Annotated in this window: 17 protein-coding genes; 9 read left to right on the top strand and 8 right to left on the bottom strand. The window is 64.1% G+C overall.

Features of this window, described 5'->3' with window-relative positions; translation table 11 throughout:
• Positions 1-34: 34 nt before the first annotated feature.
• A complete protein-coding gene (locus tag AAF563_00205) occupies positions 35-1,102 on the bottom strand; it encodes an ABC transporter ATP-binding protein (GenBank protein ID MEM7119661.1) in 1,068 nt (355 codons plus the stop codon).
• Positions 1,103-1,190: 88 nt separating this feature from the next.
• Here AAF563_00205 and meaB point away from each other — a divergent pair, with 88 nt between their 5' ends.
• From meaB to AAF563_00185, 4 genes are all read left to right on the top strand, one after another.
• Entirely contained in the window at positions 1,191-2,156 is a 966-nt protein-coding gene (meaB, locus tag AAF563_00200; GenBank protein ID MEM7119660.1) for a methylmalonyl Co-A mutase-associated GTPase MeaB, read from the top strand.
• 61 nt (positions 2,157-2,217) lie between these two features.
• Positions 2,218-2,805 (top strand): tetratricopeptide repeat protein, encoded by a 588-nt coding sequence (locus tag AAF563_00195; GenBank protein ID MEM7119659.1) that lies wholly within the window; start codon positions 2,218-2,220, stop codon positions 2,803-2,805.
• Positions 2,806-3,032: 227 nt separating this feature from the next.
• Positions 3,033-3,923, top strand: a complete 891-nt coding sequence (locus AAF563_00190) for a HEAT repeat domain-containing protein (protein MEM7119658.1) — start codon at positions 3,033-3,035, stop codon at positions 3,921-3,923.
• 76 nt (positions 3,924-3,999) lie between these two features.
• Positions 4,000-4,875 (top strand): HEAT repeat domain-containing protein, encoded by an 876-nt coding sequence (locus tag AAF563_00185; protein MEM7119657.1) that lies wholly within the window; start codon positions 4,000-4,002, stop codon positions 4,873-4,875.
• A gap of 4 nt (positions 4,876-4,879) precedes the next feature.
• Here AAF563_00185 and AAF563_00180 read toward each other — a convergent pair whose 3' ends face one another.
• The 7 genes from AAF563_00180 to AAF563_00150 all read right to left on the bottom strand — a co-directional run bounded on the left by AAF563_00180 (position 4,880) and on the right by AAF563_00150 (position 12,087).
• Entirely contained in the window at positions 4,880-5,770 is an 891-nt protein-coding gene (locus AAF563_00180) for a transglutaminase domain-containing protein (protein ID MEM7119656.1), read from the bottom strand.
• An 84-nt stretch (positions 5,771-5,854) separates the two neighbouring features.
• A complete protein-coding gene (locus AAF563_00175; GenBank protein ID MEM7119655.1) occupies positions 5,855-7,105 on the bottom strand; it encodes a M20/M25/M40 family metallo-hydrolase in 1,251 nt (416 codons plus the stop codon).
• A 1-nt stretch (position 7,106) separates the two neighbouring features.
• Entirely contained in the window at positions 7,107-8,051 is a 945-nt protein-coding gene (locus AAF563_00170; GenBank protein ID MEM7119654.1) for an alpha/beta hydrolase, read from the bottom strand.
• Entirely contained in the window at positions 8,048-8,926 is an 879-nt protein-coding gene (locus tag AAF563_00165; protein MEM7119653.1) for a TauD/TfdA family dioxygenase, read from the bottom strand. Before AAF563_00165 ends, AAF563_00170 begins: the two co-directional genes overlap by 4 nt.
• A gap of 231 nt (positions 8,927-9,157) precedes the next feature.
• The gene (locus tag AAF563_00160; protein MEM7119652.1) at positions 9,158-9,331 is read right to left on the bottom strand and encodes a histone H1; all 174 of its coding nucleotides are present in this window, start codon (positions 9,329-9,331) and stop codon (positions 9,158-9,160) included.
• A 178-nt stretch (positions 9,332-9,509) separates the two neighbouring features.
• Positions 9,510-11,417, bottom strand: coding sequence for a molecular chaperone HtpG (gene htpG / locus AAF563_00155; GenBank protein ID MEM7119651.1), 1,908 nt, complete (start codon positions 11,415-11,417; stop codon positions 9,510-9,512).
• Between the two features lie 184 nt (positions 11,418-11,601).
• Positions 11,602-12,087 (bottom strand): paraquat-inducible protein A, encoded by a 486-nt coding sequence (locus AAF563_00150; GenBank protein ID MEM7119650.1) that lies wholly within the window; start codon positions 12,085-12,087, stop codon positions 11,602-11,604.
• Positions 12,088-12,202: 115 nt separating this feature from the next.
• Between AAF563_00150 and AAF563_00145 the strand changes: the two genes are divergently transcribed.
• From AAF563_00145 to fdxA, 5 genes are all read left to right on the top strand, one after another.
• A complete protein-coding gene (locus AAF563_00145; protein ID MEM7119649.1) occupies positions 12,203-12,565 on the top strand; it encodes a hypothetical protein in 363 nt (120 codons plus the stop codon).
• Positions 12,566-12,813: 248 nt separating this feature from the next.
• The gene (locus AAF563_00140) at positions 12,814-15,279 is read left to right on the top strand and encodes a helicase-related protein (protein MEM7119648.1); all 2,466 of its coding nucleotides are present in this window, start codon (positions 12,814-12,816) and stop codon (positions 15,277-15,279) included.
• Positions 15,280-15,281: 2 nt separating this feature from the next.
• Positions 15,282-15,665 carry an RNA-binding S4 domain-containing protein gene (locus AAF563_00135; GenBank protein ID MEM7119647.1) on the top strand — a complete coding sequence of 128 codons (384 nt, stop codon included), beginning with the start codon at positions 15,282-15,284 and terminating at the stop codon, positions 15,663-15,665.
• A 111-nt stretch (positions 15,666-15,776) separates the two neighbouring features.
• Positions 15,777-16,244 (top strand): TerB family tellurite resistance protein, encoded by a 468-nt coding sequence (locus AAF563_00130; GenBank protein ID MEM7119646.1) that lies wholly within the window; start codon positions 15,777-15,779, stop codon positions 16,242-16,244.
• A gap of 73 nt (positions 16,245-16,317) precedes the next feature.
• On the top strand, positions 16,318-16,647 hold the full coding sequence (fdxA, locus tag AAF563_00125) for a ferredoxin FdxA (GenBank protein MEM7119645.1): 330 nt from the start codon (positions 16,318-16,320) through the stop codon (positions 16,645-16,647).
• The last annotated feature ends 197 nt before the right edge of the window (positions 16,648-16,844 follow it).

The raw sequence follows: 16,844 nt of genomic DNA, 5'->3' as shown, positions 1-16,844 counted from the left end.
AGTCCCCCTGGATCTTTAGGTATCGATTGTTGTGTCACGCGCGCAGGACGTGGGCCGCGTCGCGGTCCCAGGTACACCATATCTGGCGTCCCGAAGGCAAGTCGTCTGATGTCAGGCGCCGGCCGTCGAGGCGCGCCGCCAGCCGGTGCGCGCCGCTCTCCAACCGCACGCGCAGGCCGCCGGCGGCATATGTGACGTCGCGCACCTCCAGGCGAACGGCGATCTCAGTGTTTTCGGGCGGATAAAGGGATAGCTCCAAGAGATCGGGACGCAGGCACAAGACCGCCGGCGTACCGGTGGGCAGGTCGGCCGCATTCGCCGGCACGGTCCCCAATCCGGTGACCTCGATCGCGTTGCCATGGGCCGTCCCGTAAAGCAGGTTGACCGGGCCGGTCAGTGTCGCGACCAGGGCGTGTTCCGGGCGGTCAAAGAGTGCGTCGGGCGTGCCCACCTGCAGCAGTCGGCCTTCGCTCATGACGGCGACGCGGTCGGCAACGGCAAGTGCCGTATCGCTGTCGCGTGTCGCGATGATCATGCTGAAACCGGCGCGGCGTTGCATGTCGCGCAGCGTATACATCAGGCTGCCGGCCAGCATGGGATCGAGCGCGTCGAACGGCTGGTCCATCAACACGACCAGCGGCCGTGTCGCCAGTGCGCGGGCCAAGGCAACCTTATGGCGGTCCGACCGGCTTAAGGCATCGGGATAGTCGTTCAAGAGCGACGAGATCTCGAAAAACGCGAGGTTCTCCGCAATGCGTTCCTCGATATCGCGGGAATCAAGTCGATGGGCCTTCAAGCCATAGGCGATGTTCTTGCGCACGGTTAGGTGCGGGAACAACGCATCGCGCTCACCGAGCAGGGCGAACGGCCGCTTGCGCGGCGCGATCTTCGCGAGATTATGGCCGTTGAACGAAATGTGACCGCCGACGACGTCGCCGAAGCCCGCGATCAAACGGATAAGCGACGATTTGCCGGCGCGCTCGGGACCCAAGACAGCGAGGGTTTCGCCGGGCTCAACGTTCAGGGAAACGCCGTCAACCGGCATGCAGCCGCCTTCGGCGCCGGTCACCGACATCAATTCCAATTTGTTGGTCGAGGCCATCACCAAAACCTGCGTCAAAAAGCCGGAATGCGCAATCGAGCGTCGGTCTTCCGGCCGGTGCGCCGCGCGCGTAGACTGCGCCGCCACCATGTCAGCGCCATCGCCTTCTCAAACCATAAACTGGCTCGATCGCCTCTTCGACGGCGACCGCGCCGCACTCGCGCGCGCGATCACAGCCGTCGAGAATGACACCGGCGAAGCGGCCGATGTGTTGCGCGCCGCCCATGGCAGGACCGGCCGCGCGCTTGTCGTCGGGATCACTGGTGCGCCGGGCGCCGGTAAGTCGACCCTGGTATCGGCGGTGATCCGCGAACTGCGCCGGCGCGACAAGACCATCGGCGTCTTGGCCGTCGATCCGTCGAGCCCGTTCACCGGTGGCGCGCTGCTGGGCGACCGTGTGCGCATGCTGGACCATGCCGGCGATCCCGACGTGTTTGTCCGTTCCGTCGCCTCGCGCGGCCATCTGGGCGGATTGTCACGCAACACCGCGCGACTGGTCGACGTGATGGACGCCGGCGGCAAGGAGGTCGTCCTGGTCGAAACGGTCGGCGTCGGTCAATCGGAGATCGAGATCGCCGGCCTGGCCGACATCCGTGTCGTCGTGTGGGCACCGGGCGCCGGCGACGAAGTTCAGGCCGCGAAGGCCGGGATACTCGAGATTGCCGATGTGCTGGTCGTCAACAAGACGGATCTGCCCCAGGCCGTGCAGACAGAGGCAGCCTTGAAGGGCGCCTCGTCCTACCTGCCGGAAGAACGGCGGCCCGTGGTGCTGAAAACAATCGCGGTGCGCGGCGACGGTGTAGGCGACCTCGTCGACACTGTTACAGATCTCGGTGCGCGCAAGGCCGCCTCTGGTATCGATGGTGCGCGCCGGCGCATGGGCCAATTGCTGGTCGCGGCCGTGGCGGACCTGGCCCGCGATCGGGCCCATGGCCTCGAACAAGATGTGCTGGGAACCTTGTGCGACAGCGTGCTTTCCGGCGATGTCGCCTTCGATGATGCGGTCGAAGGGTTGTTAACCCGCCTGACGGAGGGAAGCGACCGGCCATTGTGACCGGCGTGTGTCACGGCTAATCTCGCGCCAACAGAGCGTGAGTGGGGGGACGGCCATCGTCATGGTGGTTCGATTGAGCGGCGCGCGGCGTCGTATTCCCGGTATCGGCGTGATGCTTGGTTGCGCCATTGTTGTGATCGCCGGTCTAGCCGTGTCGCCGGGCGTCCATGCCGGGTATGGCGATGCGCTGTCATGGTATGGCGAACAGGCCGAGGCCGGCGATGCCGAAGCGCAGTATCTGCTGGCCTTCGCGTTGGAGCACGGCGTCCACGACGAGATCGATCTTGAAGCCGCGCGCGCCTGGTATGGGACAGCGGCGGCCCAGGGTCACCCGCGTGCGGCTTATCGCCTGGCCTTGATGCAACTCGAGGGCCGCGGAGGAGCGGTTGACATGGCGGGCGCGGAAGCGAGCCTGACCCCCGCCGCCGATGCCGGTGACACGGCCGCGCAATCGCTGCTCGGTTATCTTCTGGCGCGCGACGGCGATGGCCGTCATGCCGAGGCCTATCAGTGGCTCAGCCTTGCCGCCGATCGCGGCGATGCCTTCGCGGCGACCAACCTGGCCTCGTTAATGAACAGCATGTCCGCGGAGGACATCGCCGACGGCGAGGCGCTGGTCGCCGCCTGGCGCGACACGCACCAGCCTTAGAGCAGATCTCTTTGATGGGATCGCTTCGCGATTCCGTCAAAGTCAGGTGAATCTCCTCTGTTCTTCGATAGGGAGCGGATTCACGCGGTTGGATGCAGCCTTCAACCAGGTCCACTCAACCACGATCCGCTCGCACTCGGCTCAACCTCCGGCGAAATCACGCGCGTTTGAGGTCAATCAGGTGCCCGGCAGGCGAAATCGGGCGTGTTTGCCGCTAGAATGAGCCGATGAAACGCGACTTCCCCTACCGATGCCTGATCCGAATATTGCTTGCCGTCGCCGCCCTGGCCGTGGTGTCGGATGGCGCGCGCGCCGAAGCGGAAACAGTCTTGATCATCGTCGATCAGGTCTATGAGTACCGCGAGCCCTCCCAGATCACCTACACAACGATCGACGATTTCGACCTGCCGGCGCTCGCGCTGGCCGAGGACATGCTGTTCGCCGCGGGCATGGACATTGTCTACCCCGAAGATGACAGTCCCCATGACGTGCTTCTGGAGATCACCATTCGGGGTCGCGCGCTGGGCAGCAGCTACTTTCAGCCGGTCAAGGCGTATCTCTATACGGGCGCGCAATTGGACGGCGCGGTCGTGTTGACATCGTCCGTTGGCGAGACGGCGCGCTCGAACTTCTTGAGCGAGACTCAGCGACAGTTCGAGTTGACGATCAATCTGGGTTACGAGGACCCGCGCAACGCGCCGTTCATCACAACACTCGAACAGCCAGGCGGGCTGGTCGAGTCACTGGCACGTGTCTTCCATCAGGTATGGGGCATGGACGCGCTCGTGCCGTCACTCTATGAGCACGAGCCGGTGATCCGATCCAGTGTCGCCAAGTTCCTTGGCGATGTCGGCGATCCCACAGTGACGCCGGACCTGATCGACGTGCTGATTTATGACGAGGACGAACGGGCACGCTGGGAAGCCGCGTGGTCGTTGGGCCGGATCGGTGACGAGCAGGCGATCCCGTCTTTGATCGACGCGTTACAGGACAGTTCCGACGACGTCCGTTGGTTTTCATCGTGGTCGTTGCGCACCATTACCGGTCAGAGCTTCGGCCCCGATTACGATGCGTGGACACAGTGGTGGTCCGGCGAGGACCTTGCCGCCGAAGGCTGACGAAACCGTAAGTCTGCGTCAGATACCAACCGCACGCGATCTGCATTATCCTGGTGTCATGAAACCGGTCCGTGGAATGCGCCTTGCGCTTGCTGTGGCGGTGACTTTCGGTATCGCACTGATCGTTATCGTGCCCGCAGGCGCGCGCGCCGCCGACGTGCTGCTGGTGATCAACCAGTCCTATGACTATCGCATTCCGCCCGAGCAGGGGTTTCATCAACTCGAGAATTTCGAACTGCCGGTTCTCGAAACCGCCGAAGACATGGTGTTCGAGGCGGGCTTCGATCTCGCCGACCCGGACGCCGGTGGCGCGGCGCCCTACACCATCGAAGTCTGGATCGAAGGCCGGGCGCTGGGCCGAACCTATTTCGAGGCAGACGGCGCCTATCTCTATACAGGCGCGTCAGTCAACGGTGCGGTTCTGCTGAATAGCTCAGGGGGCAACTCCTATTATCAGGAGTTCCAGAACGTGACGCCGATGCCGTTCACCTTGGCGACGGTCAATCTGGGTTACGACAAACCGCAGAACGCACCGTTCAACGATGCGTTCGAAAGGGCAAACGGCTTTGCCCGGGCCCTCGCCGAAGTCATGGTGTCGGCGTGGGGCATTGAATCGGTGGTGCCAAGCGTTCATGTCGCCGAGGTACCGGTGCGCGCCGACATTGCGAGCTTGCTCGGTGATCTCGACGATCCCGTCGTGGTGCCCGACTTGATCGACGTCCTGGCGCTCGATGAGGACGAGCGGGTGCGGCGCGAGGCCGCGTGGTCGTTGGGACGGCTGGGCGACCGGAGCGCGATCAAAGCGCTGATCGAGGGCCTGAAGGATCCGTCCGACGACGTCCGCTGGTTTTCGTCCTGGTCGCTAAGGGAGATCACCGGCGAGACCTTCGGCAAGGACCACGACGCCTGGTCAAGCTGGTGGGCCGCCGAGGGCGAGCAGATCGGCGGCTGAACCGTCAGTCGTTCAGGTCGACGCGTACGGGATCGCCTCCGGTATAGCTTGAAAGTGTCTGCGGCCAGCTGAGCCAGGTCGGCCACAGGTCCGTCTTGTCCGGCATGGATGCCCCGGCCGTCGCGGCCATCATCGCTTCGGCCAGGTCGTCGATACGATCGAGATGGTTCTTCAAACAACCATCATCGAGCATAAGCTGCTCCGGTTCGTCCCAATAGTCCCAGGGCAGAAGTTCGACGCCATAGAGCGAAGCGAGGTCACGGCACACGCTGGCGGCAGCGAACCACAATCCGGATATGCCGATGAACGACACACCCATGGTGTCGGGGTCGAGCTTGCCGGATCGGACGTCGCGCCACGCCTGTGGTGCCGTCATGAACCGTTCGCGCGGGACGTCATCGGCGGGAAATGTCGTGCCCATGTCCGCGATGGTCACCGCGTCCAGTTCGGCATCGACCATGCGCCAGCCGTCCGCGGACCAAACCTCGGCGACCCAGTGATCCTCCAGGAAATCCGGCGTGAAGTAATCGGCGAAGCCGCAGCGGATGCGCGCGTTGTGACCGTGATGGCGCAGGATCGAACAGGTGACCAGCGCGTAGTCGCGGCAGGTGCCGAAGAACCGGTCTTTGGCCGCGCGGCGTTGGGTCAGTGGCCGATCGTCACGTGCGAGCAGGCGGTCAAGCAGCACCGTCATGGAACGGCTCTGCCGGTCGGCATCGTGTTCGGCCGTCATGGTGACATCGCGCTGACCGGCGAGCCATGGGTGCAACACGAAACCGGAGACGATCTCCGGCAGACGCGCGGGGTCGCCGGGCAATTCGGCCAGCAGGTCGGCGTGCCGCCCAGGGTCGGTTGCCGCGCTGTGCAGGGGTTTGGTGGTCTCTATCGTCGTCATGTCGCGGATCCTCGATTGGGTTAAGCGCGACAGGACTATGACCTCAAATTTTTGGGTTTTGTCAACGCCTGCGCCGTCAGACGGTCAGGCCGTTAGATAGTCGAAGGCCGACAACGTGTGCGCCTTCACCACGTGCAGGTAGTCATCGATCGTGACGTTCTCGTCAATGCCCGCGGTACCTTCCGTCGTCGAGCCATAGGTGAAGGCGGGTATGCCGGCGTAACGCCACAGGCGCGCATCGGTCATGCCCAGGCAGACGATGGGATCGGGACGGATACCGGTCAGCGCTTCGGCATTCCTTTGCAGGATCGGCACCAGCGGATGGTCGGGGTCGCACCAGTTGGGATCCAGCATTTCGCCGTGATCGATGCTGGCCTCGGGGTAGCGTGCGACGATCGTCTCGATCGCCGGCATGACATCGGCCTTGGTCAGGCCAATTGGCAGGCGCAGGTCCAACACGATTTCGCAGCGCGCGGGGATCATGTTGTTTTTGATCCCGGCGTTCACCTGCGCGACGTTCACCGTCACCTTGTTCAGGATTTCCGACGCGCCGGCGCCATGGCTGACATCGATGCTTGCCTGGGCCCGGTCGAGGATTGCCGCGACGTTGTCGGAGAGCTGGCCCTCGATCGTCTCGATCTCTGCGAGGTCGCGGATCAGGTCGGCGCCGATGCGGCTGGCGCTCGGCGTCGTGTGACCATAAGCGCCATGATTGCCCGGCGTCTTGATGGTGATGGTCAGCCAGAAGACACCGCGTTCGGCAAAGTAGATAGCGTGAGGTCCCGTGGCTTCCGCCGACAGCAGGCAATCGCCGAGTACGGCGTCGCGATGGTTCTCGACCAGCCAGCGCGCGCCCCACGGCCCGACAGTCTCTTCGTCGGAGACACAGGTCAGGGTCAACCGCCCTTTCAGGCGATCGGCAACATCGTGCAGATAGGCGAAGGTGCGCGTGACGGCGGCGGTGCCGCATTTCATGTCAATCACGCCCCGCCCCCAGACGCGGCCGCCGTCGATATCGCCGGACCAGGGGTCGCGCGCCCACACGCTCGCGTCCTCGACCGGGAACACATCGATATGGCCGTTCAGCACCAGATGCGGTCCGGGGCCCGCGCCGCCCTCGAAACTGGCGACGATGTTCGGCATGTCGGCTTGCGGTGCGATGATCTCATAGTCGATACCGGTGGCATCGAGAAATCCGGTCAAGACGCCGGCGGCATCACGCGTGTCGCCCGGTGGATTGGGACTCCTTGCACGCACGAACTGGCTCAGAAAATCGACGAGCTCATCGCCGTCGTGATCGATCTGGTCGGCTAGGCTTTGGCGCAGCTCGTCCATCTCAGACCGTACCGAGCCCGCGCCTGATCGCATCGAGGTAGTCGTTTTCGAAACGTCTGGCGACGGCGGACTCGCGGGCCAGCGAGTAGCTGTGACAGGCGGCGGGATAGACCCGCATTTCGGTCTTCACCCCGGCCGCCAACAGGCGCCGCGCATAAGCGATGTCTTCGTCGAGAAAGAGGTCGAGCGCGGCGGTCGATACCCAGGTCGGCGGCAACCCGGCCAAGTCTTCGGCCCGCGCCGGCACGGCCGGCGCCACGGCGGGCGCGCCGCCCAGATAGGCCGCCCAGGCGTCCTGGTTGTCCTGGCGCCTCCAGATGTACTCGCCGAGAAGCGGATCACCGGGGGCATCCGGACCGCCGCTGCGTTCGTCCAGCATGGCGTTGACCAGGACCTGGAGGGCGATTGGATAGTCGCCCTGGTCGCGTGCCGTCAGCGCAAGGCATGCCGCCAGGCCGCCGCCGGCGCTCTCGCCACCGACGCCGATGCGCGCGGGATCAATGCGCAGCGCCGCGGTGTCATTATGGAGCCAGGCCAACACGGCATAGGCATCGTCGCGCGCCGCCGGGAACGGGTGCTCGGGCGCCAGCCGGTAGTCGACCGAGACGACGAGGCAGCCGCATTCGGCCGCGATCCGCGCGTTGCGCGGTTCAACACCATCCGGCGAGCCGGAGACATAACCACCGCCATGCATGTGCAGGTAGGCGGGCGCGCCGTCCGGTGTCGCGTCGTGCCGGTAGACCAGACACCGCACGTCGGGCTCGCCGTCCAAGCCCGGGATCCACCGTTCCTCTCGCGCGACGCCCGCGGGCAGTGGCGCCTGTTTCGCCATCGCGTCGTTCAACAGCGCGCGCGTCTTCAAAATGTCGTCCGGCCCGAACGACAGGTCGGGAAAGCCGTCGACCAACGCGAGCAATTCGGGATCGAGAAGATGTCGTGTGCTCATGCCATTCCTTGTTGGTCCGGTGCGCCAACCGGGATCTCCGATCCAGCTGTCGTGCGATGTAGCAGCCGCCGGTAACCGTCATAGTCGTTGACGGCCAGGTGCAGGACCGCGCGATTGTCCCACATCACAAGATCGCCGGGCTGCCAGACCTGGCGCCACGTGAAGCGCGGCTGCGTCGCGTGAGCATAAAGGTAGTCCAACAGGCCTTTGCTCTCGTCAGGCGTCATGCCGGCAAAGCGGGTCGTGTAAGTGGGATTGGCGAACAACGCGCGCCGCCCGGTGGGCTCGTGATAGCGCAGCATGGGATGCGCGCGCTCGACATCGGCGTCAGGATCGCCGGTCGCCACCTCGACGCTTCGCATGCGCCCTTGGTCACCGGTATCGGCAAGCTTGGCACCGTAGATGTGGCCGCTATGCATAACCTTGAGCCCGGCAAGCGTGTCGCGCAGGCTGGGCGAGAGGGCGTCGCAGGCGCCAATCATGTCGGCGAACAGCGTGTCACCGCCGACGGGCGGAAGTTCCAGCGCGTGCAGAATCGAATAGGTCGGCGGCTCTTCCAGATAGCTGAAGTCTGAATGCCACCAGCTGCCGAAGGTCGAGACATTGATCTCGTCGGCCTCTTTCAAGACCGCGATGACCTCCGGATGGTCGACCAGCGGTTTGACGTAGGGAACCTGAACCAACGGCCCGAACCGTTCTGAAAAACGCTTCTGATCGTCCGGTGTCAGGCGTTGATCGCGAAAGACAAGCACGCGGTACGCGTCCATCACCTGCAAGACGGTCGCCTCGCTCTCATCATCCAGGTCGCGCACGTCGAGCCCCTCGATCGTCGCACCGAAGGTTGCGGCCGCTGGCTTGATGGTGAATGCCGCCATGGCGGCGACGCTAGCACGGTTTCAATGCCGCGCCAGTAACCGGACCAAGAAGTCGGAACATACAGAAATGTCTCGCGGGCGCAGCCATCGCCGCGCACCTTCGCGACTGTTAATGAGGCGCCGCGAACAGCGCCGGTGAACCTAAAACAATATCATCCGCCGTCGGGCGAACTGTGCCGAAGCCGGCGCCGGATGATACGGCCGCCGGTCGACACGAAGCCCCAGCGGCGATCAGGCGTTCTTGCGTGTCTGGACGTCGACGCGAATATCCTGCGCCATCGCCTTCAGATCCTGCATGCCCTTGCGCACGCGCACGCCGGCGGCCTTGTTGCCTTTCTCGTAGAACGCCTCGAAATCGGCTTCCAGGCTGGCGACCAGATCGCGGACTTCCTCAAACTTGCTCATTGCTTCAATTCCCCTCCTGCGGTTCATGGATACAACCCCATGCAAGGGCAGAAGTACGGCCAAACTGCGCCGTTCCATAAGCAAAATTGGCGAAAATCCCGGAAAATCTGTGGAAAATTGCCATTTCGGCGTTGTTCTTGTCCTAATTCGGCACGTTTACCAGTGCCGGGCCCCAGACCTAACCCAAGGCGCGTGCCATGGTGTCGGCCATGCGTTTGGCGAAGGCGGCGCCGTCAAGCGGTTGTTCGCCCTCGATGATGCGGGCCTGATCGAGCAGCAGAAACGCCATTTCCTCGACGTCTTTTGAACTGCCATCCTGGCGTGCCTTATCCGCCATGGCGCGGATCAGCCGGTGTTTCGCGTTGATCTCCAGGATGCGCGCGGCATCGCCCGGAGCCTGTCCGGCGGCCTGCAGCATCTTCTGAAGCCGCATGTCCAGATCGCCTTCATCGGCGACCAAACAGCAGGCGCTGTCGGTCAGGCGCTTTGATTCGCGCACGTCCTTCACTTTGTCGCCAAGCGCCAGCTTGACCATGGCGATCAGAGCGCCCAGATCGCCGGACGGCGTCTCGTCTTTCTTGTCGTCGTCGGCCTCGTCGGTCTTCGTGCCGGCGATGGCGTCGAGATCGATGTCGCCGCGGGTCGCGCTGGTGAAGGGCTTGCCGTCGAACTCGGTCGCCGACATCGGCCAGAACTCGTCGACGGGATCGGTCAGCAGCAGCACTTCGACATCGCGGGCGCGGAACGCCTCGATCTGTGGGCTGGCTTTGAGGCTGGCCGGGTCATCGCCGGTGATGGTGAAGATCTGTGTCTGACCGTCCTTCATGCGCTCGACGTAGTCGGCGAGGCTGGTCCAGCCTTCGACCGCGGTCGAGCGGAAGCGCGCGAGCTTCAAGAGCGTATCGCGCTGGTCGGGGTCTTCGTAGACGCCTTCCTTCAGGACCTGGCCGAAGGCTTCCCAGAACGCGACATAGTCGTCGGGCGCCTTGTCGGCTTTCTTCTGCAGTTCGCCGAGGACGCGTTTGACCAGGCCCTTGCCGATCTTCGCGACCACGGGGCTTGCCTGAAGCATCTCGCGGCTGACGTTGAGCGGCAGGTCTTCTGAGTCGACGACGCCTTTGAGGAAGCGCAGCCAGGGCGGCACCAGGCCCTCGCACTCGTCGGTGATGAAGACCTTGTGGACGTAGAGTTTGACGCCGTGGCGGCGTGCCGGATCGAACAGGTCGAAGGGCGGGCGCTCAGGAATGAAGAGCAGGCTGGTATAGGCGATGACGCCTTCGACGCGGTTGTGCAGGGTCAGCCACGGCTCGTCGAAGGCATGGCCGACATGGCGATAGAACTCTTTGTACTGGTCCTCGGTGATGTCCTTCTTGGGTCGCGTCCAGAGCGCCGCCGCCTCGTTGATCTGCTCGGACTTGTCGCCCGCATGCAGCCAGACCGGCAGGCCGATGTGGTCGGAATAGGTCGTGACGATGTGGCGCACGCGACTGGCGTCGGCGAACTCCTTGGCGTCCTTTTTCAGGTGAAGTTCGATCGTCGTGCCGCGCGGCGTGTCGGCGGGCACGGCCTCGACCTCGAAGCTGCCGTGGCCGTCCGACGTCCACTGCCAGGCTTCGTCGGCGCTCGCGTGGCGGCTCGTCACGACGACTTTGTCGGCGACCATGAATGCGGCATAGAAGCCGACGCCGAACTGGCCGATCAGGTTGACGTCCGACTTCTCTTTCTTGGCCTTGTCCTTCTCGGCTTCGGCCAGCGAGGCCGCGAACTTGGCGGTGCCGGAACCGGCGATGGTGCCGAGATTGTCGATGAGCTCCTGGCGCGACATGCCGATACCGTTGTCGGTCACGCTCAGCGTCTTCGCCTTCTCGTCGGTCGCGATGGTGATCTTGAGATCGGGGTTGTCCTTCAGCAGCGCGCTATCCAACTGGGCTTCATAGCGCAGCTTGTCGCAGGCGTCGGACGCGTTCGAGATCAGCTCACGCAGAAAGATCTCGCGCTTCGAATAAAGCGAGTTGACGACGATATCGAGGACACGAGCGACTTCGGCCTGGAAGTCGTGGCGCTCGGCCGCAGCACTATCTGCCATGCGGTTCTCCTTAGAAAATGTACGGTTGCTGAGCGCTATGTAAGAAACCTGTCGGCGGCGTCAAGCAGGCGCTCGGCTGACGCCTTGCCATGTGTGTCGCTGCCGGTGCCGGCCCGCTCCCCCACCCGACCACCCATGGCAGCATCCTAGGGGTGGTCGGGTGGGGGAGCGGGCTGGTGCAGCGCTAGCCGTCATCCTTCTTCGCCAGGCTCGATTCGAGGCGGTGAGACCCCAGCATGGCGAGCACGATGGCGCCGCCGAAAACGTATAGGCCGACATGGACCTCGACGCTGGCCACCATGCCCAGCGTCAGGATGGCGACAACCAGGGCGGCCATGAAGACGTCCAGCATCGACCACTTGCCCAGCATGACGGTCCAGCGGATGGCGCGCTGCACCCCCGGTGAGGCCGGGTTCGACGCGGTCCAGATGCGGAACGACAGGATCAGTTTGACCAGCGGAAAGACCAGGGAAAAGGCCGCGACGATGATGCCGAGCAGGACGTGCCCCTCCGAGAACAGGGCCTCGATGCTGCCGGCGATCGATTTGGTGCTGTCGAAGATATAGAACTTTTCGACCGTCACAGCCGGCATGAACAGCCCGAATCCCAGCAAAACCAAGGCTGCGAGCAGCATCAGGCCGGTCACCGGGTCGCGTTTGACGCCTGTCATGACCCGTCTTTAGGCCAGGGGGCGGCGTGCGCCAAGGCCGATCTTGGCGGGGTGAATACCGCCAACGTGACGGAAGTCACCGATCCGGATTGCTGAATCCCGTAGACTTCCGCGCATGTCACCTTTCTCCCTAGCCGTTGTCTGCGGCGGCCTGATCATCGCGGTTCTTGCGCCCTTCGCCGGCGGTCGGGAACTGCTGGATACAGGCTTTTTTTTCGTGGCCGGCGTGCCGGCCGGCATGGCCATGGCGGCGGTCTTCGCCTGGCGCTGGCCCCAGCGTGGCTGGTCCTATGGCCTCGCCGTCGCCCTTGGCCAGTGCCTGATGACCTTTGTCTTCGCAGGCGCGATTTCCAGCCTTTTCCCGGTGACGCTGTTGCTCTTCCTGGTCCTGGCGCTGCCGATGGCGATCAGCGGTGCCGTGGCTGGCTGGCTGCAACGCCGACATCACGGCCAAAGCCCGGATCTCGTCTCAAACTGATTCGTTCCTGAACTGACCTGCTCTAGAGCAGATCCTGTTTCGATGGAACCGCCTCGCGGTTCCTTCAGGACGGGTGAATCCGCTCTATTCATGGATGGCGAGCGGATTCACCTGACCATGATCCGCTCTAGCAGCCACCATCCCTGGTGGTCGTGAATCAGGGCACACATTTTGTTGTGCTTTGACTTGCAAATGTCACAGTCCGTGACGATCCTATGTCCATGGAGCTCCGTCCTGAGCCCCCGCGTTTGACCGCTGTTCTGGGCCCGACAAACACGGGCAAGACACATTTGGCCGTCGAACGCATGCTGGGTCATCGCACCGGGATGATCGGGCTCCCCTTGCGTCTGCTCGCCCGCGAAATCTATGACCGCATCGTCGCTATGCGCGGCCGCGCCTGTGTCGCCTTGATCACGGGCGAGGAGCGGATCGTGCCGAAGACGGCGCGCTATTACGTCTGCACCACCGAATCGATGCCGCTTGATATGCCGGTCGCTTTTCTGGCAATCGACGAAATTCAACTCGCTGCCGATCCCGAACGCGGTCATGTCTTCACCGATCGCCTGCTCAGGGCGCGCGGGCGCGACGAGACCATGGTCATGGGCGCGGCGACGGCCCGACCGCTGATCAAGAAGCTGGTGCCGGGCGCGGAGTTCATCGTCAGACCGCGCTTCTCGAAGCTCAGTTTCGCCGGCGCCAAAAAGCTCACCCGCCTGCCGCCCAGAAGCGCGGTGGTCGCGTTCTCGGCCGCCGACGTCTACGAACTCGCCGAGACCATGCGCCGCCAGCGCGGCGGCTGCGCGGTGGTGCTGGGCGCGCTCAGCCCGCGCGCGCGCAACGCCCAGGTCGCCATGTATCAGGACGGCGAGGTCGACTATATCGTCGCGACCGATGCCATCGGCATGGGCCTCAACATGGATGTGCGCCACGTCGCTTTCGCCGCGACGCGGAAGTTCGACGGCGCCCGCCCGCGCCACCTGACGGCCGCCGAGCTGGCCCAGATTGCCGGGCGCGCCGGGCGTCACATGAACGACGGCACCTTCGGCCTGACCGGCGCCGTACAGGAACTGCCCGACGCCGATATCCAGGCGATCGAAAGCCACACCTTTCCCGATCTCAAGACCTTCATGTGGCGCAACGCGGATCTGGACATGCGTTCGATCAAGGGGCTGCTGCGCAGTCTCGAAGCGCGGCCCGAGCATCGCGGCCTGATCCGGGCGCGACAGGCCGACGACCATATGGCGCTTGCCGCGCTGGCCCACGATAAGACGATTGCCGACCTTGCGACCAACCGCGACGCGGTCCGGCTGCTGTGGGAGGTCTGCCAGATCCCGGACTTCCGCAAGGTGCTGGCCGACCATCATGTTCGCCTGTTGGCGCATATTTATCGCAGCCTGATGGGCCCCGGCCATCGTCTGGCCGACGACTGGGTGGCGCGCAGCGTCGAGCGGATCGACCGCACCGATGGCGACATCGATACGCTGATGAACCGCATCGCGCACATCCGCACCTGGACATATGTCGCGCACCGCAGCGACTGGGTCGGCGACCACGGCGAATTGCAGGAACGCACCCGTGCCATCGAGGACCGGCTGTCCGACGCGCTGCACGACCGCCTGACCCAACGTTTCGTCGACCGGCGCGCCGCGACCATCGCGCGCCGGCTCAAAGGCGACGGTTCGCTCGCCTCCCATGTCGCCGCCGACGGTGCGGTGACCGTCGAGGGCGAGGAGGTCGGTCACCTGGAGGGTTTCCGGTTTGTCGCCGACAAGGCAGCGAGCCACGGCGACGGCCGCACCCTTTGGACAGCGGCGCGACGTGCCCTGCATCCAGAAATGGCGCGCCGCGTCGCCACCTGCGAGGCGGATGACGACGCGGCATTCGGAACCGGTGCGCGGCTATACGTGCTGTGGCGGGGTTCCCGCGTCGCGCGCCTGGAACCGGGAAGCGATGTGCTGAAGCCGCGCATCGAGGTTCTGCGCAGCGAGTTCTTGGACAAGGCGCTGAAAGACCGTATCGCCGCGCGCCTGCGCGACTGGCTGGATCGCCGGATCGCGGAGACCTGCCGGCCGCTGTTGCGCATCCGCAAGGCCGATATGAAGGGACCGGCCAGAGGCTTGATCTATCAGTTGGTCGAGAATCTGGGTGTCGTCGCGACGCCGGACGTCGCGTCGCTGATCGGCGATCTGGATCGCGACGCGCGTCAGGGTTTGGCGCGGCTTGGCGTGCGTCTGGGTCTTCATGCGGTCTACCTCAAACCCTTCATGTCGTCGCGGCATCTTGATCTGCGCGCGCTGTTATGGGCGGCGCATGGAGGTGACGGCGAGATCCCCAGCGTACCGGTCAAGGGTGAGGTGGCGATTGACGCCGATCCGCGCCTGCCGGCTGCCTTCTACGGCGCGATCGGCTATCAGCGCTTGGGCCCGCGCGCGCTGCGCGTCGACATGGTTGAGCGGCTCGCGGCGCAGGCCCGCAAGGCTGTGCGCAAGGGACGGGTCCCTGTAACGCCGGACCTGATGTCGCTTGCCGCCTCGTCGCGCGAGCAGTTTCCTGCCGTTATGGCGGCGCTCGACTTCCACGTCATCGATGACAAAGACGGTCTGACGATCGCGGCGGCATCCGGTGGACGGCGCGCCCGCCGTCGCCGCCGGCCAACCGCCGCCGATCGTGCATCACCGTTCGCCAAACTCTTGGAACTGGAGAATGCCCGTTGAGCATGGACACCATCCGCATCGACAAATGGCTTTGGTACGCACGCTTCTTCAAGAGCCGCACGCTGGCATCGCGCGCGGTGGCGGCCGGACGTATTCGCGTCAACAGCGAGCGGGTGGTGAAAACCCATGGTTCCGTCAAGCCGGGCGATGTGCTGACCTTTCCCCACGGTCGCGATATCCGCGTCATACGCGTCGTCACCCTGGGCGAACGACGCGGCCCGGCGCCCGAGGCCCGCGAACTCTATGAGGACCTGGCGCCGCCGACACCGCCGACGCCCGATGAACGTTCCGCACCTGCGGGCCGTCGCGAACGTGGCGCCGGGCGGCCGACAAAACAGGAGCGCCGCGCGATCGAAGCGCTGAAGCGACGCGTCGACGGTCGCTAGGTCGTCTCGCGCTCGCGCTTAATCGGCGCTGTCAATCAGACTGACTGTCACCAGAAACCCTTAGCAAGCCTGTGGTTGAAAGGGCGCGGCCGCTCTGACATAACCCGCGCCATGATAGGCCGCGTACGAGCATTATTTGGGCTGGAAGAGGCAGGTGCTGGCGAGCCGGCGGATCCCGAAGAGGAACTGCGGCATGCCGCGGCGGTGATTCTGGTCGAAGCGGCACTGGTCGACGGATTTGCCGCGGACGAAGAGATCAGCGAAGTCCAGGCCTTGATCGCCGACCGTTTTGACCTTTCGGAAGCGCGCGCCGCCGATCTGGTCGAGCAGGCGCGCCCGATCGCGGAGAACGCGGCGGATTACGAGCGTTTCACCAGAGTGATCAAGAACCAGTTCGACGCCGAGGAGCGCATTGGCCTGATGCAGATGCTGTGGCAGGTCCTGCTGGTCGACGGCACGCTGGATGCCTATGAGGACTCGTTGGCGCGCCGCATCGCTGCGTTGCTGCACGTCACGGACCGCGATCGCGCGATCGCAAAAAGGCGTGCGCAAGCCGCTCTCGATGCGGAACCCGCTTGACCTCGTGCGCCAATTGCCTAGATAGCGCTAGCCGCTTGTTGCCGCCGGCCTTGTGTTCTTTGTGGAGGTGCCGATGACCTATGTTGTCGTCGAAGCATGCATCAAGTGCAAACTAACTGACTGTGTCGAGGTCTGCCCCGTCGATTGTTTTTACGAGGGCGAGAACATGTTGGTCATTCACCCTGATGAATGTATCGACTGTGGCGTGTGCGAGCCGGAATGCCCAATCGACGCGATCAAGCCGGATACCGATGACGGCCTGGCCGACTGGCTGGAGCTGAATCGCAAGTATGCCGAGGAATGGCCGAATATCACCCGCCAACAGGATCCGATGCCCGACTCCGACGCATGGCGCGATGTGAAGGACAAAAAGGAGCATTTCAGCCCGAATCCGGGCGGTTGAGCGATGTCGAGTCGCTCTAGCCTGCTCTACACCATAAGGGCCGAGAGCACAGCCAGTTCGGCATTAAGTATCGGAAATTATTAGGTTTTGTTGCCGCCAGCTTCCGAATGGCGACATTTTGTGCTATTCTAAATGTCTGATTAAGCGATCGGAGCGCGAATGGACGGGTCAGCTTCAGGGCTGGCCCGTATCTGTGT

It is taken from the genome of Pseudomonadota bacterium, from assembly GCA_039028155.1.
Taxonomy (GTDB): Bacteria; Pseudomonadota; Alphaproteobacteria; order SP197; family SP197; genus JANQGO01.
This window is presented reverse-complemented; position numbering and strand designations above follow the sequence as displayed.